Annotated in this window: 16 protein-coding genes; 9 read left to right on the top strand and 7 right to left on the bottom strand. The window is 68.7% G+C overall.

What is annotated here, in order from left to right; genetic code table 11:
* Positions 1-142: 142 nt before the first annotated feature.
* The 4 genes from H5T77_RS13100 (at position 143) to H5T77_RS13115 (ending at position 11,004) form a co-directional block, all read left to right on the top strand.
* Positions 143-6,463: an Ig-like domain-containing protein gene (locus H5T77_RS13100; protein ID WP_292649885.1), complete on the top strand. Its 6,321-nt coding sequence runs from the start codon at positions 143-145 to the stop codon at positions 6,461-6,463.
* A gap of 10 nt (positions 6,464-6,473) precedes the next feature.
* Positions 6,474-7,442 carry an AAA family ATPase gene (locus H5T77_RS13105; RefSeq protein WP_292649886.1) on the top strand — a complete coding sequence of 323 codons (969 nt, stop codon included), beginning with the start codon at positions 6,474-6,476 and terminating at the stop codon, positions 7,440-7,442.
* A gap of 89 nt (positions 7,443-7,531) precedes the next feature.
* Complete coding sequence (locus H5T77_RS13110; RefSeq protein WP_292649888.1) at positions 7,532-8,770, top strand: DUF58 domain-containing protein; 1,239 nt, start codon at positions 7,532-7,534, stop codon at positions 8,768-8,770.
* On the top strand, positions 8,767-11,004 hold the full coding sequence (locus H5T77_RS13115) for a transglutaminase TgpA family protein (RefSeq protein ID WP_292649890.1): 2,238 nt from the start codon (positions 8,767-8,769) through the stop codon (positions 11,002-11,004). Before H5T77_RS13110 ends, H5T77_RS13115 begins: the two co-directional genes overlap by 4 nt.
* 29 nt (positions 11,005-11,033) lie before the next feature.
* Here the strand turns inward: H5T77_RS13115 and H5T77_RS13120 are convergent, their stop codons facing one another.
* The 3 genes from H5T77_RS13120 to H5T77_RS13130 all read right to left on the bottom strand — a co-directional run bounded on the left by H5T77_RS13120 (position 11,034) and on the right by H5T77_RS13130 (position 12,767).
* Positions 11,034-11,399: a PPOX class F420-dependent oxidoreductase gene (locus H5T77_RS13120; RefSeq protein ID WP_292649891.1), complete on the bottom strand. Its 366-nt coding sequence runs from the start codon at positions 11,397-11,399 to the stop codon at positions 11,034-11,036.
* Positions 11,400-11,477: 78 nt separating this feature from the next.
* Positions 11,478-11,915 (bottom strand): DUF4383 domain-containing protein, encoded by a 438-nt coding sequence (locus tag H5T77_RS13125; protein WP_292649893.1) that lies wholly within the window; start codon positions 11,913-11,915, stop codon positions 11,478-11,480.
* A gap of 354 nt (positions 11,916-12,269) precedes the next feature.
* A complete protein-coding gene (locus H5T77_RS13130; protein ID WP_292649895.1) occupies positions 12,270-12,767 on the bottom strand; it encodes a hypothetical protein in 498 nt (165 codons plus the stop codon).
* Between the two features lie 35 nt (positions 12,768-12,802).
* Between H5T77_RS13130 and H5T77_RS13135 the strand changes: the two genes are divergently transcribed.
* Entirely contained in the window at positions 12,803-13,243 is a 441-nt protein-coding gene (locus tag H5T77_RS13135) for a mycothiol transferase (RefSeq protein WP_292649897.1), read from the top strand.
* Between the two features lie 7 nt (positions 13,244-13,250).
* Here the strand turns inward: H5T77_RS13135 and H5T77_RS13140 are convergent, their stop codons facing one another.
* Positions 13,251-14,435: a PucR family transcriptional regulator gene (locus H5T77_RS13140; protein ID WP_292649899.1), complete on the bottom strand. Its 1,185-nt coding sequence runs from the start codon at positions 14,433-14,435 to the stop codon at positions 13,251-13,253.
* Between the two features lie 71 nt (positions 14,436-14,506).
* Here H5T77_RS13140 and H5T77_RS13145 point away from each other — a divergent pair, with 71 nt between their 5' ends.
* From H5T77_RS13145 to H5T77_RS13155, 3 genes are all read left to right on the top strand, one after another.
* Positions 14,507-15,664, top strand: a complete 1,158-nt coding sequence (locus tag H5T77_RS13145; protein WP_292649901.1) for a ferredoxin reductase — start codon at positions 14,507-14,509, stop codon at positions 15,662-15,664.
* A gap of 27 nt (positions 15,665-15,691) precedes the next feature.
* Positions 15,692-16,942 (top strand): fatty acid desaturase family protein, encoded by a 1,251-nt coding sequence (locus H5T77_RS13150; protein WP_179660043.1) that lies wholly within the window; start codon positions 15,692-15,694, stop codon positions 16,940-16,942.
* An 89-nt stretch (positions 16,943-17,031) separates the two neighbouring features.
* Positions 17,032-17,595 (top strand): RipA family octameric membrane protein, encoded by a 564-nt coding sequence (locus H5T77_RS13155; RefSeq protein WP_292649905.1) that lies wholly within the window; start codon positions 17,032-17,034, stop codon positions 17,593-17,595.
* 52 nt (positions 17,596-17,647) lie between these two features.
* On the opposite strand, the gene H5T77_RS13160 is transcribed toward H5T77_RS13155, so the two are convergent.
* Positions 17,648-18,361 carry a Type 1 glutamine amidotransferase-like domain-containing protein gene (locus H5T77_RS13160; RefSeq protein ID WP_292649908.1) on the bottom strand — a complete coding sequence of 238 codons (714 nt, stop codon included), beginning with the start codon at positions 18,359-18,361 and terminating at the stop codon, positions 17,648-17,650.
* A gap of 71 nt (positions 18,362-18,432) precedes the next feature.
* On the bottom strand, positions 18,433-21,507 hold the full coding sequence (locus H5T77_RS13165; protein WP_292649910.1) for a M4 family metallopeptidase: 3,075 nt from the start codon (positions 21,505-21,507) through the stop codon (positions 18,433-18,435).
* Positions 21,508-21,725: 218 nt separating this feature from the next.
* Between H5T77_RS13165 and H5T77_RS13170 the strand changes: the two genes are divergently transcribed.
* The gene (locus H5T77_RS13170; RefSeq protein WP_292649912.1) at positions 21,726-21,989 is read left to right on the top strand and encodes a WhiB family transcriptional regulator; all 264 of its coding nucleotides are present in this window, start codon (positions 21,726-21,728) and stop codon (positions 21,987-21,989) included.
* Between the two features lie 7 nt (positions 21,990-21,996).
* On the opposite strand, the gene H5T77_RS13175 is transcribed toward H5T77_RS13170, so the two are convergent.
* Positions 21,997-22,893: a sigma-70 family RNA polymerase sigma factor gene (locus H5T77_RS13175; RefSeq protein ID WP_292649914.1), complete on the bottom strand. Its 897-nt coding sequence runs from the start codon at positions 22,891-22,893 to the stop codon at positions 21,997-21,999.
* Positions 22,894-23,024 lie beyond the last annotated feature (131 nt).

Genomic DNA, 23,024 nt, shown 5'->3' on the forward strand with positions numbered 1-23,024 from the left:
CGGTACCGGTGAGCGTGTTCACTGAGCCGTGTGCCACGTTTGGCTCATTCGTGTGGCTTCAACCCTGATGCGCGCCTAGAGTAAGCCCGGCTTTTTGTGTCGGCTGGCCGATTTGGCATGGAAGGACTTGGGGAGAGTCTTGGTGGCACGTTTCGGGATGGCGCCCGGTTGGATGCGGCGTCACCGCACCGCTATCGCGTCCTGGGCTGCACTTGCGGTGGTTGCCAGCGGTTTGACCGTCTACGCGATCCAGTCGACGGGCTACCCCGTGCACAAGGCCGACCTCGACGACGGCGGCATCTGGGTGACCAACCAGTCCTGGGGCACCTTGGGTCGGCAGAACCGCCCGGTGGCTCAGCTCGACGGTGTCGTCTGGGCGGGCAACGAGACCGGGTCCAGGTCCGAGCGCAACGGGCTCGACGTGGTGCAGAACGGCATCGCCGTGGCCTCCGTCGACCGCGACGCCCGCACGATCACGCCGGTCAACACCAAGCTCGCCGAGGGCCTGGACGACGACGCGGTGACCGTCAAGGACAGCCGGGTGGTGATGGGCGGCAACACGATCGGCGTCGCCGAGCAGAAGACCGGGAAGGTCTGGCTCACCTCCGTCGACCCGACCACCGGCATCGGCGACCTCTCCGACCTCTCCGGCTCGGCCAAGCCCACCGAGACGGTCGGCGCGGACGCGGTGCTCACGATCGGCACCGACGGGACCGCGTACGCCGTCTCTGCCGCCAAGCGGACGCTGACCGCCTTCGCGCCGGACGGCGAGCGGTTCGCCGATCCCGTCGAGACCAAGCTCCCCAAGTCGCCGGAGTACGCGGAGGCCCCGACCTCGGCGACCGTCGTCGGCAACGACGTCATCACCCTCGACGAGGCCGGTTGGCTGCTCGGTGCCTCCAAGGGCTCGGACATCGCCGTGGACTTCGGTGACACCGCGGAGAGCGCGGTCCTCCAGCAGCCCTCCGTCAAGGCCGGGGACGTGCTCGTCGGCGACGCGACGGGCCTCAAGGCCGTGGACCTGAGGAACGGCGAGATCCGCCACATCTCCGAGTCCGCCGGTGACCCCGCGGCCCCAGTCCGGCTCGGCGACTGCGTCTTCGGCGCCTGGGCCAACGGCTCGACCGGCTCGGTGGCGACCCAGTGCGGCGAAGGCGAGCCGGTCCTGGGCGAGATCCCGACGCTCGGTCCGGCAGCCGAGCTGGAGTTCCGGATCAACCGCGGCCAGCTGGTGCTCAACGACCTGCGCAACGGCGATGTCTGGGAGATCGACGGCGCCGACATCAAGAAGATCTCCAACTGGGAGGCGTTCCAGCCGCAGACCCAGAAGCAGAACCAGAAGAAGGACAAGCAGCAACAGCAGACCAAGGCAGCTCAGGCGCCGAAGGCGAAGGACGACCAGCTCGGCGCCCGGGCCGGACGCACCACGGTCCTGCACGTCCTCGACAACGACTCCTCCGCGAGGGACTCGATCCTGAGCGTGGTCTCGGTTGGCAAGGCCTCCGTCGAGGGTGTCGACGCCACCGTCGCCCCCGACCGGCAGTCGATCCTGGTCACCACTCCCGAGTCGGCCAGGGGCAAGACGACCAGCTTCAAGTACACCGTCGACGACGGCCTCAAGGGCAAGGCCGGCCAGGACGACGCCAGCGTCGAGCTGAAGATCCAGGGCTCCGAAGGCACCGGCAAGCCGACCCTGCGTGACCACTACACCCCGACCGACTACACCGTCGCAGCAGGCGGCACCGTGGAGATCCCGGTGGTGAGCGACTGGCGTGACGAGCGCTACGGCGACCCGGTCACAGCGCAGTCCCCGGAAGCGTCCAAGGGCAAGGCGAGCGTGACTCCCGACGGTCTGCTTCGCTACACCGCCGCCCCGGACGCCTCGGGCAGCGAGAACCTCGGCTACCAGGTCAGCACCGGCGGCAAGGCGTCGAAGAACAAGGTGCGCGTCAACATCGTCGCCGGCGCGAACACCGCGTCCCCCGACCCGAAGGACGACGTCGCCGAGGGGACCCAGGGCTCCTGGGTGACGATCCGGCCGCTCGACAACGACATCCCCGGCGCCGACCCGTCCAACCTCGACGCGGCCCTCACCCTCGCCGGTGACGTCCCACCCAAGGGCGGCCTCGAGGTGAGCACCGACCGGGAGACCGGCGTGGTGCGTGCCAGGGGCAGCTCTCCCGGCACCTACCAGCTCAGCTACAACGCCGGGTTCGGGGCGGCCAAGCCCGCCTCGGCGAAGATCCGTGTCGACGTCAAGCCCGCCTCCCAGGCCGCGGACGAGCCGATCGCGACCCCGGACACGACCGCCGTGCTCGGCACCTCGACCCGCACCCTGGACGTTCTCGCCAACGACTACGACTCCCAGGGCCGGCTCCTCGCCGTGACCCATGCCGAACCGGTCGGCGAGAGCGACCTGACGGTCGCGGTGCTCGACGGACGGTGGCTGCGTATCCAGGCGTCCAAGCCGGACATCTCCCCGTCCACCCAGGCGATCCGCTACACGATCAGCAACGGCGCGGCCGAGGCCGAGGGGTCGGTGACGGTGAGTCAGCGTCCGGCGCTGCGCGGTGCCGCGAACGCTCCGGAGGCGGTCGACGACGAGGCGACGGTGAGAGCCGCCGACTCCGTCTCGATCCCGGTGCTCGACAACGACTCGACGCCCTCCGGCGACCCGGTCGGACTGGTGGTCGACCAGACCATGGAGACCAAGGGGCAGCTGCAGGTGCTCGGCCAGCCGGCCGTCGGTGAGGCCTACATCGACGGCAACCGGGTCCGCTACGTCGCTCCGGACGACGTGAAGGGTCCGGTCGACGTCGACGTGCGCTACGTCGTGCAGAACACCGGCGACCCCTCCGCGGAGCACTCCTCGGGCAACATCCGTGTCCACGTCAAGCCGCTGCCGAAGAAGAAGGCCGACAACTCCCCGCCGGCACCTAAGGCGCTGGAGTCGCGGGTGGTCCAGGGCGACGAGGTCACGCTGCGCCTGCCCACGGTCGGCACCGACCCGGACGGCGACTCGGTCTCGGTGACCAGGATCAACAGCGCACCGTCCTACGGTCGCGTCCTGGCCCACGGGGCGAACACGATCACCTACCAGGCCTTCCCCAACGCCGCGGGCACCGACGAGTTCACCTACGAGGTCAGCGACCCGTTCGGTGCCGTCGCGACCGGCACCGTGCGGATCGCCGTCGTCGCGCCCGGCGCGCCCCAGCGCCCGGTCGCCGTCGACGACCTGGTCACGCTCGACCCCAGCAAGAAGCTGACCTACGACGTGCTCGCCAACGATCTGCGTACGCCGGGGACGGAGCTCCACCTGGCCTCGACCGAGGCGGCCAGCGGTGGTGGGGTGAAGCAGCGTTCCGACGGCATCGTCACGGTCTCGGGTGGCTCCGAGAAGCCGTTCCAGAACATCCCCTACCGCGCCACCACCGGCCTCCACGAGGACACCGGTGAGCTCGCGATCCGCTATCAGGAGGGCTACGACAACCCGCCGATGGCGGGGATCGTGGTCGCCGACCCCGAGGGCGACTCGGCGACGGCGACGGTCGACGTGATGGCCAAGGTCACCGACATCGACGACTCGCTCGAGGATCTCTCGGTCGACGCGGTCAAGGGCCCCTCGGTCGGCGAGGACGAGGCCAAGCCGAAGATCGACGACGGCAAGGTGACCCTGCCGGTCGGCGACACGACCCGGGTGTGGACCTACCGGGTCACCGACCCCGACGGCGCCCAGGCGGTCGGCTCGATCTACGTCCCGGCGCGTCCCAAGGACGCTCCTTACCTGAAGCCGGGCTCCGAGCTCCAGCTGAGCCCGGGGGAGACGAAGAAGGTCGATATCACCGACTACGTCGAGGACCCCGAGGGCGACCCGGTGGTGCTCACCACCACCGACAAGATCGTGGCCGCGCCGGAGGGGATGCTCAACACCGGCGACACCACGGCGACGACGGTGGAGGTCACCGCAGGTGAGACGAGGGGTCCGGCGGCCCTGACGTTCGAGGTCGCCGACCGCGAGAAGATCACCTCCGCGGAAGCCCACCTCGCGGTGATCTCCCTGCCGGTGCAGATCGGCAAGGAGGAGCCGGAGATCAACTGTCCGAGCACCCCGGTCGAGGTCCCCGAGACCGGCGACGGCGCGCTGGTCGACATCGCCGCCATCTGCCACGTGTGGACCGCGGACCCGGGCGACTCCGACGACCTCGACTTCACCGCCGAGGTCGGCGACGGTCTCGACGGGGTCGAGGTCAAGCCCGAGGCCGGCGGTCTGCGCCTCACCGCCGAGCACGCCGACGCCGGTTCCCAGGGCGCCCTGGAGATCGGCATCGAGGGCACCGACGCGACCGGTCAGCTCCTGGTCACCGTCATCGCGCTGCCGCCGCCGTCGCTCTCCCCGATCAAGCCGCTGCAGACCGAGGCCGGGAAGACGGTCTCGATCGACATCGCCGACTATCTGCAGACACCGGTCCCGGCCGGGTCCCAGGAGATCGTGATCACCAAGCTCGACCCGATCGACGGTGACTCGCCCGACATGGGCGAGGTCAGCGGGTCGAAGATCACCTTCAACACCCCCGAGGAGGGGCACGGCCACTACCGCTACCCGATCGAGGTCAGCGACTCGGGCAAGGACTCCAAGCGGGTCCGGGCCACCGGCGTCATCGAGGTGGACGTCATCGACGTCCCCGGTGCGCCGACGGGGCTGCGTACGACCTCCGACTTCCTCTCCAACGTGGTCGCGCTGTCGTGGAACGCGCCGAAGGACAACGGCGACGACCCGATCCAGCGTTACGAGGTGGAGGCCAACGGCGACCACATCCAAGACTGCCCGGCGACGTCGTGCCGGATCACCGAGCTGAAGAACGGCGTCGTCTACGACTTCCGTGTCCGGGCCGTGAACTCGGTGGGACCCAGCCGGGAGTGGAGCAACTCGGCCGAGGGCGAGCCCGACGCCTACACCGGTCCGGTGCAGAACCTCCGCGTGACCCGCCAGCGCGACCACAAGGTCGAGCTGAGCTGGGCGCCGCCGGCCGAGTGCGACTGCTCCGCCGTACGGAAATACCGGATCAGCTGGCCGGGCGGCGGCATCAAGGACATCTCCGCAGGTCAGACGACCTATCCGGCGGCAGTGAGCACCAACGGCGACCCGGTGCAGTTCACCGTCGTCCCGCTCAACGACAAGGGCGTCAAGACCAACAAGGGCCCGTCGGCGACGGTCGAGGGGATGGGTGCCGGCAAGCCGGACACCCCCGCGACACCGACCTTCGAGTTCGCAAACACGGCCAACAACTCCGGCAAGACGATCACCGTCTCGTGGAGTCCGGTCGCGCCCAACGGGCCGGCCCCGGTGACCTATGAGGTACGCCGCACCGGCGGCACCGGCGAGAAGACCGTCTGCTCCTGGGTGACCGAGACCAGCTGTCGCGACGACGTCGCCAACGACGGCACGATCTACACCTACGCGGTCCGGGCCCGCAACGCGGAGGCGACCTCGCCGCGTGAGACCAGTGCCGGGGGTTCGCCGGAGGCGCACGTCTCCAGCTACTCCGCGGGAGGAAAGGTCGAGGCGGCGGCGACGCCCGACGCGGTCTCGTTCGCGAGCGCGACTCCGACCGGGGCCAACGGCACGGCGAAGATCGTCTTCACGCCGCGCGCCTCGCACGGCAAGACCAACCGGGTCGAGTGCCAGCGCAACGGCTCCTCCTGCGGAAGCTGGACCTACCCTCCCGAGGGCGCTGGTCAGCAGACGAAGACGATCAGCGGATTCAACAATGGTGACTCCACGGCGGTGCGGCTCCGTGCCTGCAACGACTCCTCGGGCGGGAGTGGTGCGGGATCGTCCTGCGGGCCATGGTCGTCGAAGAACGTGACGACCTACGGGCCTCTAGGTACGCCATCGATCTCGCTGTCGCGAGATGGCAACAGCATCACTTGGACGGTCAGGTTCAACGGCAACGGTAAGACTGGCAACTATCGGGTCACATGGTCTGGCGGTGGCGAGAGCGGAACGGCGGGGAACGGCACCGTGACCGTGAAGGCGGGATCCGCTAGAGGCACGACGCGCGATCTCAAGTGGGATACGCCTTACACCTTCAAGGTCACCGTGAGTGACTCCGGGCGTGCCAGCAAGTCCGACAGTGCCTCGATCCGAACTGCGGTACCGCCCGACCCGACCCTCCAGGTGAACAAGGCCGGTGAGTGCACGGGCGCCTCATGCCCCGAGCCGGACGTGGCTTGCGGCGGCACCTGCTGGTACGTCGGCTCGACCATCACAGACCTCGCATTCCCAGATACGAGCTGGGAATGCCGCACGAACGCCACCACCTCGCGGTGGAATGTGAACATCGGGGGCAACGGCAAGGGCTCTGGCAGCGGCCGGGGCTGGGTCGGCGCGAATACCCCGTTCAAGGTGACCTGCACCTCGAACAACGGTAGACCCACCCTGTCGAAGAACGTTACGTGGTAGGAGAGAAGAAATGACCGTCACGGCCGAGCAGGCTCGCTGGTTCCACGAGACCTTCGAGAAGTTGTGCGACAACGTCGAGAAGGCGGTGCTGGGCAAGCGCAACGTCATCCGCCTGGTGCTGACCGCGATGCTCTCCGAGGGCCACCTGCTCCTCGAGGACTATCCCGGGACCGGCAAGACCCAGCTCGCCCGCGCTCTGGCCAACACCGTCCAGGGCTCGCACGCGCGCATCCAGTTCACCCCCGACCTGCTGCCGTCCGACGTCACCGGCGTCACGGTCTACGACCAGGGCAAGGCCACCTTCGAGTTCCACCCCGGTCCGATCTTCCACTCGATCGTGCTGGCCGACGAGATCAACCGAGCCTCCCCGAAGACCCAGAGCGCGCTGCTGGAGGTCATGGAGGAGGGTCGGGTCACCGTCGACGGTGCCACCCGCGACGTGGGCAGGCCGTTCATGGTGATCGCGACCCAGAACCCGATCGAGCAGGCCGGGACCTACCGGCTGCCCGAGGCGCAGCTGGACCGCTTCCTGATGAAGACGTCGGTCGGCTACCCCGACCGGAACGCCACCGTCGAGCTGCTGATGAACTCCTCGGTCCGTGACCGGGCCACCCTGGTCACCCCGATCATCACCGCGCCGACGGTCACCCAGATGGCCGAGATGGCCGACCAGGTCTACATCGACCAGGCGATCGTCGCCTATGTCTCCGCGCTGGTCGACGAGTCGCGTCGCCACAAGCACGTACGCCTCGGCGCCTCCATGCGTGGCTGCCTCGCCCTGGTGCGCACCGCCAAGGTCTGGGCGCTCTCCGAGGGCCGCTCGCAGGTGCTGCCCGACGACATCAAGTCGCTCGCCGAGCCGGTGCTCTGCCACCGCCTGATCCTCGACCCGGAGGCGATGTTCAACGGCGTCACGGTCGAGGACGTCATCGGCGACCTGCTCACCTCGGTCCCGGCTCCGCAGGAGCGCGTTTCGTGAGTTCCCCGTTGGTTGAGCCGGATTCGCGAGGAGCGAGCGAATCCGTGTCGAAACCAACACGGTCCCCTCGGCGCTCGATGAGGACTGTGTTGATCTCGACACGCCTCCGCCTAGCGGCTCCGGCGGCTCGATCAGCGGTGGCGGCGGCCCGACCGACGTTGTCGAAGTGGTTCGGCACCGTGACCTCGATCGGCTGGGGCGTGCTGCTCCTCGGCGCGCTCGCCTGGGTCGCCGCGACCGCGCTGGGCTGGATCGAGGCGGCCGTGGTGGCGATGGCGGCGCTGTTCCTCGTGATCGGCGCGGCCTTCTTCATGATCGGGCGCACCCGGCTCTCGGTGGCGACGGTGGTCGAGCCGCCGCGCGTCGCGGTCGGACAGGCGCTGACCGGCGAGCTGCGGGCCCGCAACGAGGCGCGCGGCCCGCTCGTCTCGACGAGCCTGGAGTTCCCCATCGGGGCAGGTGGGGTGACGTACGACCTGCCGATGCTGCTGCCCGGCGCCGAGCACACCGAGCTGTTCGTGGTGCCGACGCAACGCCGGGGCGTGATCGACGTCGGTCCCGTCCGGACCGTTCGTGGCGACCCGCTCGGGCTCTTCCGGCGGGTGCAGGAGTGGACGGATCGCACCGAGGTCTTCGTCCACCCACGCACCACTCACCTGGAGCCCTTCGGCGTCGGCCTGGTCCGCGACCTCGAGGGGACCACGGCCCAGAACACTTCGATGAGCGACCTGGCCTTCCACGCGCTGCGTGAGTACGTCCCCGGCGACGACCTGCGCCACGTCCACTGGCGCTCCTCGGCACGCCACGGGCAGCTGCTGGTGCGGCAGTTCCTCGACACCCGTCGCTCCCACATCGTCGTCATCGTCGACTCCTCGCCGATGTCCTACGACAACGAGGACGAGTACGAGACGGCGATGTCGATCGCGGGCTCGCTGCTGCGCCGCGGGATCCTGGACGAGTTCGACGTCTCGTTCGCGACCGGCGACGTGATGATGGTGCGGGCAACCGCGGCCAACGGGGGAGGGCGGTCCGCCCTGGACGCCTGCTCCCGGGCGACCCCGCAGCAGGCCAACCTGATCGAGACCACCGCCGAGGCTGCCCGGCAGGCGCCGGACGCGTCGTTGGTGATGATGGTGACCGGGCGCTATCCCCAGTTCGTGACCCTGCAGCGCGCGGCCGGTCAGTTCTCGGTCGACGCCACGACCGTCGCCGTGCGGGTCGACTCCTCGCAGCGGGCGGGCTTCAAGGCCGTCGCCGACCTGCCCATGCTCACCCTGCCCGATCTGGACCAGCTGCCGATCGTGCTGTCGAAGGGCCTGTCCGGATGAAGAAGCATCACGCCGTAGACGCCCTCCTCCTCTTCCTGCTCGGCACCATCGCGTTCCTCGGTTTCGACGACACCTACGCCGGCTGGACCTACCTGATCGCCGGCGTCGCCGGGCTCCTGCTCGGGATCCTCATCGCCTTCGTCGGCCGCGGGCAGCCGGTGGTCGTGCTGGCCGTCGGGCTGCTGGCTGCCTTCTTCGTGCTCGGTGGCGCGGTCGCGCTGCACGGGCTCGGAAGCCTCTCGATCCTCCCGGTGCCCGACACCATCGGCACCCTCGCCGACAACTCCGTGCACGGCTGGAAGCGGCTGCTGACCACGCTGCCGCCGGTCGACGGCGGTGCGCTGCTGACGATCCCGTACATCCTCGGCCTGGTCTCCGGCTGTCTCGGCTTCGCGTTGGCGGTGCGGATGAAGGCGGCGCTGCCGCCGGTGCTGGTCGCCTTCGCGTTGATGGCCGGAGTGATCCTGCTCGGCGTTCAGGACCCGTCCAAGACCGCCCTGCTGGGCGCGCTCTTCGGCGCCGTGGCGATCACCTGGCTCTGCATCCGCGGGCTCCGGGCTCGCGCCCTCGCCGCCGGTGGCCGTCGTCTCTCCCGGACCGCCATCGGTGCCGGTCTGTGCCTCGGCGCGGCTGGGCTGGCGTTCCTCGGCGGGCCGCTGCTCCCGGGTATCGCGCCCGAGCGCACCGTGCTGCGCGGCGAGATCGAGCCGCCCTTCAACGTCGGGAAGTATCCCTCGCCCCTGGCCGGCTTCCGGGTCTACACCAAGGGCTACCAGACCCCGGAGGACGATCGCCGGCTCTACGAGAAGGACCTCTTCACCGTCTCGGGCCTGCCCGAGGGGACCCGGGTCCGGGTCGCCGCCATGGATTCCTACGACGGCACCGTCTGGCGCGCGGCCAACGACTCCGGCGAGACCGAAGGTCCCGACGACACCTTCCAGAAGATCAGCTCGACGCTGCGCAACCCGCTCGCCGACGGCAAGCAGGTGCGCGGGACGATCACGATCGGCGAGGACTTCGGTGGAGTCTGGGTGCCGCTGCCGACCGCGCTGACGCGCATCTCCTTCGACGGGCCCGACTCCGACTCGTTCCGCTACAACCTGGCGACGTCCACCGGCGTTCTGCCCTCGGCGCTGAAGCCGGGCGACTCCTACTCCTTCACCGCCTCGGTCGCTGACGAGAAGGTCGGGGAGAAGAGCGAGAACTGGTCGGGTGGGTCGCCGATCGGTGACGAGGCCGCCCAGTTCCAGGCGCTCGCCGCCGAGTACGCAGGCGGAGGTGACTCGCCGATCACCAACGCGCTGGCGGTGGCTGAGAAGCTGAAGTCCGAGGGGACCTACACGGACGGGGAGCCGCCCAACCAGCAGTATCCGGCCGGCCACTCGCTGCGTCGTCTCGCCGACTTCACTGCCAAGGGTGGTCAGCTCGCCGGCAACGACGAGCAGTACGCCGCGCTGATGGCGATCCTGGCCAACCAGGTCGGCGTGCCTGCCCGGGTTGTCCTGGGGGCCGTCGTCGGCTCAGACGGTGTCGTCCAGGGCAAGGACATGCACGCCTGGGTCGAGCTGCGGATGTCGGACGGTTCCTGGGCGACGCTGGACTGGAACGAGTTCATGAACACCGAGAAGCCGCCCGAGCAGAACGCTCCGCAGCCCGAGGAGCTCGTGACGGGCAAGGTCGTCCCGCCACCGGCGCCGGTGCGTCCGCCCGCGACCTCCGGCGACCCGCTGGACGAGTCGGTCAACCAGAAGGCCAACTCCCGTCCCGACGGGTTCGTCCTCCCGGGCTGGGTGGTGGCCGTCCTCAAGTACGTCGGCCTGCCGCTGCTCCTCATCGCGGCGCTGTGCGCCGCGATCATCGGCGCCAAGATCTGGCGCCGCCACCGCCGGCGCACCCGCGGGACTCCTGTCGCCCGTCTCGCCGGCGGCTGGCGCGAGACCCTCGACCACGCCCGAGACTTCGGGGTGGCCGCCCCCGTCGGCGGCACCCGCCGCGAGCAGGCATCCGTCCTCTCCACGTCCGCGGGCATGGAGGGCGCCCCGGGCCTCGCCCTCCTCACCGACACCACCATGTTCGGCGAGTCCGGGCCGAAGGACGACGACGTGGAGACCTTCTGGGAGCAGGTCGGGACGCTGCGTACGTCCTTGTCCGGCTCTCGCACGCGCTGGCAGCGCATCCGTGCGGCGATCAACCCGCTGTCGCTGCTGCCCGCTGGGTTGCGGGGCAGGCGGTAGTTGCGGTTCGAGCCATCGTGGCTAGGCGGCTAGGCGTCGAGGCCGTACTCGATGATCCGCGTCGGGGTGATCCTGAGGATCTCAGGGGACATGCCCTCCATCGGCGGGTCGATGTCGGTGAGGGCCTCGGCGGTGCCACGGATCTCGACCATCCGCGGCTGCCAAGGATTGGTGGACTTCAGGTCGTCGACGACGAAGGCGACCTGATCGTGCTTCTGGGCGTTCTTGAACTTTCGGGACTTGCCCATCTGGTAGCCGCCGATCAGGATCCGGTGCTCCTCGTCGACCTCGAACCCGACGGGGTTGTTCTGTAGGCCCCCGTCGGGTGCCAGGGTCGCGAGCCTTCCCAGCGGTTGAGTGCGGAGGTAGCGGAGCTGCGTGTCGGTGAACTTCATGCCCCCAGCGTGGATGCTCATGTCGGGTTGAGGTCAACCCTTTCGGGATCGACGGCGTGGGGCTCCTTGTGGCTCCGGTCAGAGTGCGCCAGGTCGATCTCCTGCGTGCGGGCGTCGTCCCAGGGCGAGACCGAGCGCGATCATCCCCGCGCCCAGTACCAGGTGAAGCCAGTTGTCGGCGTCGTTGAGCGGTACGAAGTTCGCGTTGCTACCGTGATCGATGAACAGGCCGTAGACCCACAGGATCAGGTAGATCGCCCCGCCGGCGATCAGGTAGCCGCGGGCTCCGTTCCAGGTGGTTGCCAGGACGAGGCCGGCGATCCCGAACAGGAGGTGCACGATGTTGTGCAGGATCGACACCTGGAAGATGCCGAGGAGCATGGCTTGGGACTCGTGGCCGGCGAAGGTCATCGAGTCATAGTCGGTGGTGACGCCCGGGATGAACCCGAGGACCCCGACGAGCAGAAACGTCGCGCCCACGACCGTCGCCGCGATCTGCAGCGGAGTTGCGGTCATGGACCGATAGGCAGTGGCGTTTGTCATACCGAGAGTGGTACCCCGTTTGCCGGGCTGGTATGCCGTACCCGGGGAACCGACGTGTGCCAGCTTCGGTGGTCGAGCTTGTCGAGACCTCCCCTGAGGAAACCTCGCTTAGCGACTGTTTCTTCGTTTCAGGGTTCGCCGCCGACCCTTTCTTGAGTGTTTCTCGCTCATGCGCCGCGTCAAGGACGGGCTTCGCCCGCCGCTTCGCGGTGGCCTTCGGCCATCCTTGACTCGACACCTGATCGAGAAAGATTTCGCCTATATCGGGCCGGCGGCGAGGGCGTGGCGCGGAGTTCAGGTTGCTTGTTCACTGACTGCGTAAATTGGTTATGACCAGCACAAACAGGTAGCCACGGATGGCTCTGGCGAACCGCCTGCGGTGGTGACCATGGGGTTGCGACAGCTCGAGAACGCCGCCAGAAAGCTCGCGATTGCCCTCGACCAGGAATCCGTCGTCAACCGGGCCGCGAATGCCGAGAAGGACCGCCGTGTCAGTGTCCGGCCGGCTCCCGACACGATGACCCGGCTCGGGCCCTGCTCCCGGTCAAGGACGGGGTCGCGGTGTTCGCGGCACTGGATCAGGCGGCGAAGGCCGCGCAGGCGGCCGGCGATGAGCGGACGCGTGGTCAGGTCATGGCCGACACGCTGGTCGACAGGGTCGCCGGCCGCGCCGGCACCGAGGTGAAGCCTCGGATCGAGGTCAAGATCGTGATGACCGCCGACGCGTTCACCAACGACGCCGACCAGCCCGCCATGGTCGAGGGCTACGGGCCCGTCCCCGCCGCGTGGGCGCGTGAAGCGCTCACTCGGGACGCTGCTCAGCACGCTCGACCGTATCCGGCGTACGTTCGCCTGGAAGTGTGGCCGGCCTCACCGATGAGCAGCTGCGCCAGCGGCTGGAACCCTCGGAGATCACGATCGGCTGGCTGCTCAAGCACCTCGCCTTCTGCGAGGACCACTACTTCACCGCTGTACTTGCGGGCAGGGGTTACCCAGACGTCTGGGACCGCTATGACCTCAGTCTGGAGGACTGGGACCGGCGGACCTCGTCAGAGGACACCGCGTCCGACCTGATGGCGCTCTGGGAAGGAGCGGTGGCCAGGTCGCGCCATGCCATCGCCGAGGTCATCGCGGCCGACGGCTGGGACACCGTCGCACCCAACCCTGAGTGGGGCGTGGAGGCCAACGCCCGCCGCTACGTGGCCGACATGATCGAGGAGTACGCCCGCCACACCGGCCACGCCGACCTGATCCGCGAGTCCATCGACGGCCTCGTCGGCGAAGACCCGCGCGAGGAGTGACCTGACCTCAGCCCAGGGCGACGGTGAGGGCGAGGAGCATCGCGGGGTCGTCGAGCCGATCGCCGTACACGTCGCGCAGCTGCCCCATCCGATAGCGGACGGTCTGCGGGTGGATGAAGAGCTCGTCCGCGACGTCTTCGCGCCGGCCCTGGTGGAGGAGCCATGAGCGCAGCGTCTCGGTGAGCTTCTCGGCGGTGGCTGGACGCAGGTCGGCCAAGGGGGCTAGCACCTGGGCACGGAGGTCCTCGCGGGCGTCGGAGTCGGCGGACAGGACCAGCTCGACCAGGTGCTGCTCGGTGTCGGACCCGAGATCCGCGAAGTGGACGCGGCGGGCGCGCTCGTAGGAGACCCGGGCCTCGCGCCACGGCTTGGCCGGCCCGACCACGGCCCGACGACCTTCCAGCGCCTTCATCAGGGGCCGTCGGCGGTGGCCGTGTGCGTCGGGGACGAGCAGCAGGGTGTGGTCGCTCAGATCGCGCAGGTCGTCGAACTCCAGCGTGGACTGGTTGACCTTGGCGAGGAGGCTGCCGACCTGGGAGTTCGGCACGAGCACGGCGGTCAGGGTGCTGGGGGGAGTCCACTCGGCGCGCGCCGCGGCGTCATCGAGCTCCTCCGGGGTCGTCGCCTCGGCCAGCAGTCTCCGGGCCAGGCGCTCGCGCAGTTGGCGCTGCACACGTCCGGTGGTGGCGCGTTCGTCGGCATGTCCGGCGGCCGAGGCCTCCGAGATCTCGTCGATCCAGGCGAAGACCAGCGCGGAGAACTCGACCAGCATCGCCGGTTCCATCCCACCTTCGACGGCCTTGCTGGCGAGCTGTCTCCAGGCGACCCTGGCGCCGATGCGATAGGCGGCGAGCAGGGCCTCCATCGTGCGTCCGCTCCTGGCCTCGCCGCGCCCGAGGTCGTACGCGCCTTGGAGTGCCGGCGGCGTCGCGGCCGACACGTCGGCAGCGAGGCCGGCGCCGGAGGCGAGCGACAGGAAGCCGCCCAGCGCCACTCCGACCGCGGTTCGGATGGTCTCGCCCATGTGTCCGGAGAGCGCGTCCTGGTAGGGCGGCACCTCGGCGATGACCGCGGCCACCACATCCTCGCCGACCTGGGGGAGCACCTCTCGGATCGAGGCGATGACCTCGGGGGTCAGTTGGACGTCATACGATGAGAGTTCAGGGATATCTCGGGAGTTTTTGTTCGTCACGTACAAATCCACCTATCAGATTCACGTCGCTAACACAGGAGTTTACCTCGAATAAGTAGCACTATGGAGGCATGGCTGAGATCTCCACATCCACCGCCTTGCTCTCTCCGAGCAAGGTCAGGCGCCCCGCGCTGCGGGAGCGACTCTCGCGCAAGGCGTGGGAGCTCGCTGAGACGATCGCTACTCCACTGGCCCCAGCCGACTACCTGGACCTCTTCAACCCGCTCCGGCCCGGCGCTGACCTGCGCGGACGCATCGTCAAGGTCACCCCGGAGACCGCCGACGCGGCCACCATCGAGATCAAGCCCGGCGCCGACTGGGAGGGCCACACGCCCGGCCAGTACGTCCGCGTGGGCGTCGAGGTCGACGGCGTACGCCACTGGCGGGCCTACTCGCTGACCCACGGCCCCCGCAAGGACGGCCTCATCTCGATCACAGTCAAGGCCGTCCCCGACGGCAAGGTCTCCAGCCACCTGGTGCGCCGCCTGCGCCCGGGCAAGATCGTCCACCTCGAGCAGGCGGCCGGCGACTTCGTCCTCCCCAGCGACCTGCGCGGCCACAAGTTTCTGATGGTCACCGCCGGCTCCGGCGTGACCCCGGTCATCGGCATGCTGCGTAACCTCTTCCCGGTCACCGACGAGGGCGTCGTCGAGCACCAGCGTCTCGACGTCACCGTCGTGCACGTCGCCCCGAGCCGCCCCGACTCGATCTTCATCCGCAACCTCGAGTCCCTCGCCGAGGCCGGCGCGATCCGCCTCGTCACCCGCTACACCGGCTCCGAGGGCCGCCTCGACCTCGACGCCCTCACCGAGCTCGTCCCCGACCTGAAGGAGCGCAGGGCGTACGCCTGCGGTCCCGCCGGTCTCCTCGACACCCTGCAGTCCTGGTACGACGCCGAGGGCCTGCCGCTCCAGACGGAGCAGTTCCGCCTCGCCACCGTCGTCACCAGCGAGGGCGGCACCGTCGCCTTCAAGGACAAGACCGTCGATGCCGCCGGCGACAAGCCGATCCTCGACGCCGCCGAAGAGGCCGGCGTCCTGATGCCGAGCGGTTGCCGCATGGGCATCTGCTTCGGCTGTGTGCTCCCGATGAAGGAGGGCGCTGTCCGTGACCTCCGCAACGGTGAGCTCACCGTCGCCCGACCCGGTGAGACCGGGCCCCAGGGCGTCCCCATCCAGACCTGCATCTCCGCCGCCGCCGGCGAGTGCGTCATCGACCACCCCGCCTGATCGACCCAGCACGAGAGCGAGACAGAAATGACCATCGCACCCGAAGCCCCGGCCTACACCGGCCCCATCGCCCACCTCAGCCGCGAGGACGTCGAGCAGCTCGGCCGCGAGCTCGACGCCATCCGCCAGGACGTCCTCGACACCCGTGGTGAGCGCGACGCCGCGTACATCCACAAGGTCATCAAGGTCCAGCGCTCCCTGGAGCTCGGCTCCCGCGCGGTCCTCCTGGCGAGCATCTTCCCGCCGGCGTTCGTCGTCGGCACTGTCGGTCTCTCGATCGCCAAGATCCTCGACAACATGGAGATCGGCCACAACATCATGCACGGCCAGTGGGACTGGATGCGTGACCCGAAGATCCACTCCTCCGTATGGGAGTGGGACAACGCCTCGACGAGCGAGGGTTGGAAGCACTCCCACAACGAGCTGCACCACACCTACACCAACATCGTCGGCAAGGACAATGACCTCGGTTGGGGCATCATGCGCGTCGACGAGGAGCAGCGCTGGACGCCGGCGACGCTCAGTCAGCCGCTGATGAACTTCATCAACATGTGCATCTTCGAGTACGGGATCGCGGCCTACGACCTCGAGCTCGGCAAGATGCGCCGCCTCAAGAAGAGCGGCCGTGACATGCCCGAGGGCTGGCACGAGATGGCGCGCAACACGGTCAAGAAGATCCGCCGCCAGGCGTTCAAGGACTACGTCGCGCACCCGCTGGCGTCGATGGTGACGCTCTCCGGCCCGACCACGCTGCTGGCCAACGTGACCGCCAACTTCGTACGCAACGTCTGGACCCACTCGGTGATCATGTGTGGTCACTTCCCCGAGGGTGTGGAGACGTTCGAGCTCAAGGACATCCCCGAGAACGAGACTCGTGGCGAGTGGTACGTCCGCCAGATGCTCGGCTCGGCCAACATCTCCGGCTCGAAGTTCCTGCACCTCATGTCGGGCAACCTGTCCCACCAGATCGAGCACCACATCTTCCCGGACCTGCCCTCGAACCGCTACGCCGAGATCGCTCCCAAGGTCCGCGCGCTGTTCGACAAGTACGGCCTGAACTACCACACCGCGCCGATGCCGCAGCAGGTCGCTTCGGCCTGGCACAAGGTGCTGCGCCTCTCGATGCCCAACGGGTTCTTCGAGTCCACCAACGTGCGCAACGCTCCCTCGCAGTTCGGCAAGCTGGTCAAGGCCGTCCGCGGCGACACCCGCACCCGCCGCCGCATCCTCAAGGAGTTCGAGGCTGCCGGTGCCGCCTCGGTCGGCAAGGCTGTCTGACGCGTCCTGCTTCCCGGCGGTCGGATGTCCAAACGGTGACGAATCTCGTATGGACATCGTCCGCCGGGAGCGGTAGACAACTAGCCACTATGGAGAACGAGTTGATTCCCGGCACCGGGTCACAGACCGCGGTGCGCAGCTATGTGACCGCCAACCAGCCGAACTCCTCGGCGCTCGCCGACGGTCTGTGGGTGCTGCCTCCCGACGTGCTCTCCAGCGGTGACCGCGCGGTGCTCTTCGACCAGTACAAGCTCTACGCCGCCGAGGCGGAGCGGCTCAGCGTGCGGCGTACGCTCACCAGCGCCTTCCTCCTGGTCCTCAACATCGGCCTGCTGGTCGCCGGCACCGCCCTCGTGGCCAGCTCGCCCGAGCAGCCTTGGCTCTTCACCGTCGCCCTGATCGCCGCCCTCGGCACCTGCCTCGGCTGGTTCTGGATCATCCGTTCCTACCGGCAGATGGCGAGCGGGAAGTACTCCGTCATCTCCCACCTCGAGAAGCAGCTTCCCGCGGCGCCTGGTGTCGCGGAGTGGTCGGCGGTCGGTCTGGGGCGGGACAGCTCGCGCTACCTGCCGATGAGCAACATCGAGGTGTGGGCGCCCGCGCTCTTCGGGTTCTGCCACGTCGCGACGTACGCCCTGCTCTACCTGCCATAACGCTGGTTGAGCCACCGGAGCCGCTAGGCGGAGGCGTGTCGAAACCAACACATCACGTGAGCGTACGAACCTTCAGCGGGGTCTCCCCGTCCGGCCCGACGGCGTAGGCGACTGCGTCTGGCCGCTCGCTGATCGCCTCGACCAGCTCGCCGTCGCGCCACAGCAGGGCGACACCGTCATCGGCCGCGTAGCCGGCCGGGAGCGCCCCGGAGCCGACGAACCGGACGTACGTCTCGCGCCGGTCCGCCTCGCCGAGATAGTGCGGGCAGAACGAGCCGGGGAGGAAGCCCAGGCCGTCGGGGAGCGGCGCGGTGGGGCCGAAGGAGTCGGTCGAGGAAGCCTCGTACCAGCAGTTGGCCCCGGCCGAGATGCCCGCCAGGACCGTCCCGCCGGCGGCGGCCTTCTCCAGCAGCGCGGGCAGGCCGTGCAGCCGCCAGATCGCCAGCAGGTTGGCGGTGGAGCCGCCGCCGACGTAGACGATGTCCTGGTCGAGCAACTGCTCGAGCTGGTCGATCGGGAGCTCGTGCCCTTCGGGGGCCTTGTTGAACAGCGACAGCACCTTCGCCTCGGAACGCTCGGCGTACGCGGCGAGGAACTTGTCGTGGTAGCTGTCGGCGTCTCCGCTCGCGGTCGCGACGAAGCAGACCTTGGGCCGCTCCTTCCCGCTCAGTCGGATCAGGTGAGCATCGAGCGGCGAGAAGTCCCGACCGTGCACCTCCGGCATCGAGAAACCGCCACCGCCCATGGTCAGGATCGTTCCGCGCATGGGGTGAGTGTAGGGACACGGAGAGCCCCGCCGGAGAAGTTTTCTCCGGCGGGGCTCTGAGGGACTGACAGCTACCTGACCGTGACGGTCACCGTCTCGGTGACCGCCTCGTTCTTCCGGTCACCCGAGTAGGCCACCTCGTAGGTGTGCGTTCCTCGAGCCGCCCGGAAGGTCGCTTCCTCCCTCTTGAGGGTGAAGCGGCCGACACGGGTGCCGTTCTCGGTGACGACGATCTCGCCGGAGGCGCGCTTGCCGTCGACGGTGATCTCGACCTTGCCCTTCTTCGGCGACTCGGCGGAGATCTCCGGGACGGCCTTCTCGGTGCAGTAGCTCACCGAGACGTTGTCGATGGCCCAGCCCTCGACGCCGTTGCAGCCGTCACGACCCATGTCGAAGCGGAACTTCACGGTGTCGCCAGCATCGGCGACCGCGTCCAGGTCGACGATCGTCGTGCCCCACTCGCCGGTGAACTTGCCACCGTCGGTGCCGGTCCAGACCGGCTGACCCTCCAAGTAGCCGCTGCCGTCGCCAAGCGTGCCGCCGGGAGCGTTGAAGAGGTACGCAGCCTGGTCGACGAGCGCGAAGTCGCCGCCGTTGACCGACACCTTGACGTTGCCGCCGTCCCAGCCGGCCTCGGTGCGTACCGAGTGGTCGAACGTGAGGCGCGGCGTCTGGCCTGCGGGCACGGTGATCTCCGGGGAGATCAGACCGTTGCGAGAGGTCAGGTCGTTGGGGTCGTTCGGACCACCGCAGGAACCGACGTCCGCGGGGTCAGGGCCCCAGGCGACTCCGGTCTCGTTGCCCTCGATGTCGGAGCGGGCCTCCCAGGGGAAGCCGTTGTCGCCGTTCCACGCCTCGGCGTCCTGGGTCCAGCCGCTGAGGCCGTCCTCGAAGTTCTCGGTGTAGGTGGCGACCTCGTTGGTGCCCTCGCCGCAGATGGCGGGGGTGTCCTGGTCGAGCAGCGGACCGAAGTTGCACTGGACGGGCTCGTCGGCGAGCTCGGTGGCCGTGTTGGCCGCGGCAACGGCAGCACAGTCAGCAGCCGTGATCGGCTCGAGTGCCGGAGCCTCGGCCGCGCCACCCGGAGTCACGCCGCCACCGCTCTGCGGCGTCGAGGTGCCGAGGGTGAGCTTCTTGAGGTTGGTGGCCCCAGCCAGGTCGGCGCACGAGGTGACCATCGCCTGGGCGTACTCGGGGAACCCCGAGGTCGGCGTCAGGTAGTTGGTCTGGGTGTGCCAGATCAGGTTGGCCGCCTTGTCGAGACCGATGCTCGGCACGGTGACGTCGTTGGAGGTGCCGCCGTCAACGAGCAGGGCGAAGTGGTGGTTGATGACACCCGAGTTCGAGTGCACACCGCCAGCGTCGGAGGTGTCGCAGTGGTACTCCTCGTCGGAGACCTTGGCCGGGTCGCCGTAGCAGTTCGGGTTCCACATGTCGCGGATCGCGCCGCCGAAGGCGGTGGAGTCCTCACCCACCAACCAACGTACGGACTCGTCCTTGGATCCGGAGGCGTCCTTGATGGTGATGTTCGCCGTGGTGCTGGCGTTCTTGATCTTCTGGCCGGTGGCGTAGTCGGTGGTGGCACCGTAGATGTCGGAGGTGCCGGAGATGCTGCCGATCGGCTGACCCTCGAGGAACGCGATCACGACGCCGGTCGCGCCCGCGTTCTCTGCGTTTGCGGCCTTCTGGACGAACGGGCAGGCGCCACGGTCGACGAGCACGAACTTGCCGTTGACCTCGGCCGTGTTCTCCAGCGGCGAGCAACCGTCGGTGGTGCTCGGACCACCTTCGTTGGCGGCGTCGAGACCGACCACGATGTCGCTGGTCACTCCAGCCGTCGGGTACACCGGACCGAAGTTGGCAGCCGCGGCCGGACAGTCACCGGCGACCTCGGCCGGCGAGTTGATGGTCAGCGTGATGGCGCCGCGCGTGGACGAGGAGCAGGTCCCATCCGTACGGGCCACGTCGTCCGTCGTGTTCTCACGGGTGTTGAGAAAGTCGACGGTGTTGCCCCACATGTCGGAGTACGCCTCGTTGAGCGCGCCCGACTGCCACTGGTAGATCAGGCCGGAGGTGTGCTCGGTGTAGGCGTGGCCCCACTCGTGCGCCACCACGTCGTCGGAGGTGACCCCGGAGCAGTAGTTGGTGGTCGCGCCGTTCCAGTTGGCGTTCGGGCACGAGATCCCCGGGTCGTTGTTGACCGTGATCATCTTCGCGCCGGAGCCGTCGTAGGAGTCGCGGCCGAACGTGTTCTGGAAGAGCCAGTAGGACTCACCGGAGGCGGCGACCTCGTTCTGCTGATCCTGGTCGAGCGTGCCAGGGAAGGCGTCGTTCTCGACCCAGACGGTCGCGTCGTCGGCGGTGTCGGGGGTGTTGTGCTTCTCGATCAGCTCCCGCTCGTTGGCCGAGTGGATCATCGAGTAGCGGTTGACCGGCTTGCCGCTGGCCGCGTCGAGCACGACGGTCTCGCGCACGGTGGACTTGTTGGACACCTCGATGACCCAGGCGAGCAGGCTCTTGCCGCTCACGCCCTGGGCGGCGCCCATGCGGTAGACGTTGAGGTCGGCCTTGACCACCTCGACGCCCTTCGTGCTGACCTGACTGTCGGCGTGGGCGTCGGCGGGCTTCGCCTTCACGAGCTCGAGCGCCTTGGCGCTCGCCTTCTCCTTCGACCACTTCGGGGTCGTGCCGAGGTCGAGCGACGGGGCGGCGAAACCGTTGACCGAGGTCAGGTCGCCGGCCTTGTCGACGTGGGCCTTCAGGACGCCGCCGAAGACCGGCACACCCTCGTACTCCTGCTTGAACTCGACGGTCCAGCCGGCAGGGTTCGTGGTGACCTTCGACTGGTCGAGCTGGTCGGCCTCGGCCCCGAAGACGGGGGCGTACTTGTCGAGGTATTTGCGGGCCTTGGCGGCCGCCTTCGACTTGCTGTCGGCTGCGACGTCGGGCATCAGGTCACCCTTGGTGGATACGAAGCCGATCTGGCCGGTGGCACCCTCCTTCTTGAGTGTGACCGTCTTGTCGGCATCGGCCCTGAGCTGGTCGATGGTGTTTGAATCCGGCTGTGCGGCGACGGCTGCGATCGGTGTGACCGCCATGCCTGCCGCGACGAGTGCAAGGCTGATTCCTTGCATTCCGAGCTTCACGGTTGCTCCTCTCGGGATTGCGCCGCGTCAGGTCGCGGCGCTTTCGCATCGTAGAGAGATTTGCGTCACGCAGATGTGCAAACGCGTATCACAAGTCCGAAACGATTCCGTCCCGGGTGCAACGCGCGGGGCTCGTTCCAGGCTCACGCGGGGGCTCAGGGGCGATCTAAGGTAGTTTCCCGATGCGCGGGACTACCTCAGGCGCAGATTCTCTAGGGGTGCCCCTGGAGATCATCCCACCTCTGTACGCCGCCGGCCTGCCGTGCCACGGAGACGACTCTGCGTTGTGGTTCTCAGAGTCCCCTGCCGCCCTCGAGGTGGCCAAGGACCGCTGCCTCGACTGCCCGGTGATGCGTGAGTGTCTCTCCGGTGCCCTGGCCCGCTCGGAGCCGTGGGGCGTCTGGGGTGGCGAGATCGTCGAGCGTGGCCAGGTGGTCACCCACAAGCGGGGCCGCGGACGGCCCCGCCGCCAGGCGGCGTAGGCCTGCCTCAGCCGTGCGTTGGCTCCAGGCCCAGGTCCTCGGCGAGCTTCGCGACCTGGGCGGGGGCTGCGTACGCCTCGATCTCGGTGATCCGGCCGTCGACCACGGTGAACGCCATGACGCTGTGGAGCTTCCCGTGGAAGGTGATCGCGACGCCGGCGGCGCCGTTGACGAGGGCGGGATGGGTGACGCGGTCGGCATGGGCGTACATGACCGCGTTGCCGGCGACCTTCGCGGCGCTGCGGTACGTGGTGACCCCGGAGCCGACGTCGGCCCGCAGGACGACGTCGGGATGGAGGGCACCGATCAGGCGGTCCAGGTCGCCGTCCTGGGCCGCTGCGAAGAAGGCGTCGACTACCTCGCGCTGCGCGTTGACGTCGGTCTCCGGCGTACGACCTCTGACCCTCCGCCGGGCGCGGCTCGCGAGCTGCCGGGTCGAGTCCGGGGAGCGGTCGAGCATCGTCGCGATCTCGTCGAAGGGCACGGCGAAGAGATCGTGGAGTACGAAAGCCAGCCGCTCGTCGGGGGAGAGCTCGTCGAGCACGACCAGGAGAGCAAGGCTGACCGAGTCGGCGAGGACCGCCCGTTCGGCGGGGTCCTGCCTCGTGCCGTCGTCCAGGACGACCGTCGGGTCCGGCAGCCCGGCCTCGAGAGGCCCGGTATCCAGGGACAACTCGCCGCGGGTCTTGCGGGAGCGCAGCATGTTGAGCGAGACCCGTGCCACCACCGTCGTCAGCCACCCACCGATGTTGTCGATCTCGTCGGCGTCGCTCCGGCTCAACCGCACCCAGGCCTCCTGCACGGCGTCCTCCGCCTCGGCGGCCGAGCCGAGCAGCCGGTAGGCCACCCCGAACAGCTGTCGCCGCTCGTCCTCGAACCGCTCGGCCAGCCACTCCTGCTGCATCGTACGTCCTCCGGGTCTCTGGGTCGGTTGTCTCCACAGACCCGACACGTGAAGCAGAGCAGATGTGACCGATCCGGTGAAAGAAAAATTTCTTTCACCGATCGGTCACATCCGGCCAGCCGGCCGGGTCG

This window comes from Nocardioides sp. (assembly GCF_014360585.1).
Classification (GTDB): Bacteria; Actinomycetota; Actinomycetes; order Propionibacteriales; family Nocardioidaceae; genus Nocardioides.

Bases quoted from the DNA above. Each gene is read 5' to 3' on its own strand.
- H5T77_RS13105 (WP_292649886.1), top strand. From the start codon at position 6,474: ATGACCGTCACGGCCGAGCAGGCTCGCTGGTTCCACGAGACCTTCGAG.
- H5T77_RS13115 (WP_292649890.1), top strand. From the start codon at position 8,767: ATGAAGAAGCATCACGCCGTAGACGCCCTCCTCCTCTTCCTGCTCGGC.
- H5T77_RS13120 (WP_292649891.1), bottom strand. From the start codon at position 11,399: ATGAAGTTCACCGACACGCAGCTCCGCTACCTCCGCACTCAACCGCTG.
- H5T77_RS13125 (WP_292649893.1), bottom strand. From the start codon at position 11,915: ATGACCGCAACTCCGCTGCAGATCGCGGCGACGGTCGTGGGCGCGACG.
- H5T77_RS13145 (WP_292649901.1), top strand. From the start codon at position 14,507: ATGGCTGAGATCTCCACATCCACCGCCTTGCTCTCTCCGAGCAAGGTC.
- H5T77_RS13150 (WP_179660043.1), top strand. From the start codon at position 15,692: ATGACCATCGCACCCGAAGCCCCGGCCTACACCGGCCCCATCGCCCAC.
- H5T77_RS13155 (WP_292649905.1), top strand. From the start codon at position 17,032: ATGGAGAACGAGTTGATTCCCGGCACCGGGTCACAGACCGCGGTGCGC.
- H5T77_RS13160 (WP_292649908.1), bottom strand. From the start codon at position 18,361: ATGCGCGGAACGATCCTGACCATGGGCGGTGGCGGTTTCTCGATGCCG.
- H5T77_RS13175 (WP_292649914.1), bottom strand. From the start codon at position 22,893: ATGCAGCAGGAGTGGCTGGCCGAGCGGTTCGAGGACGAGCGGCGACAG.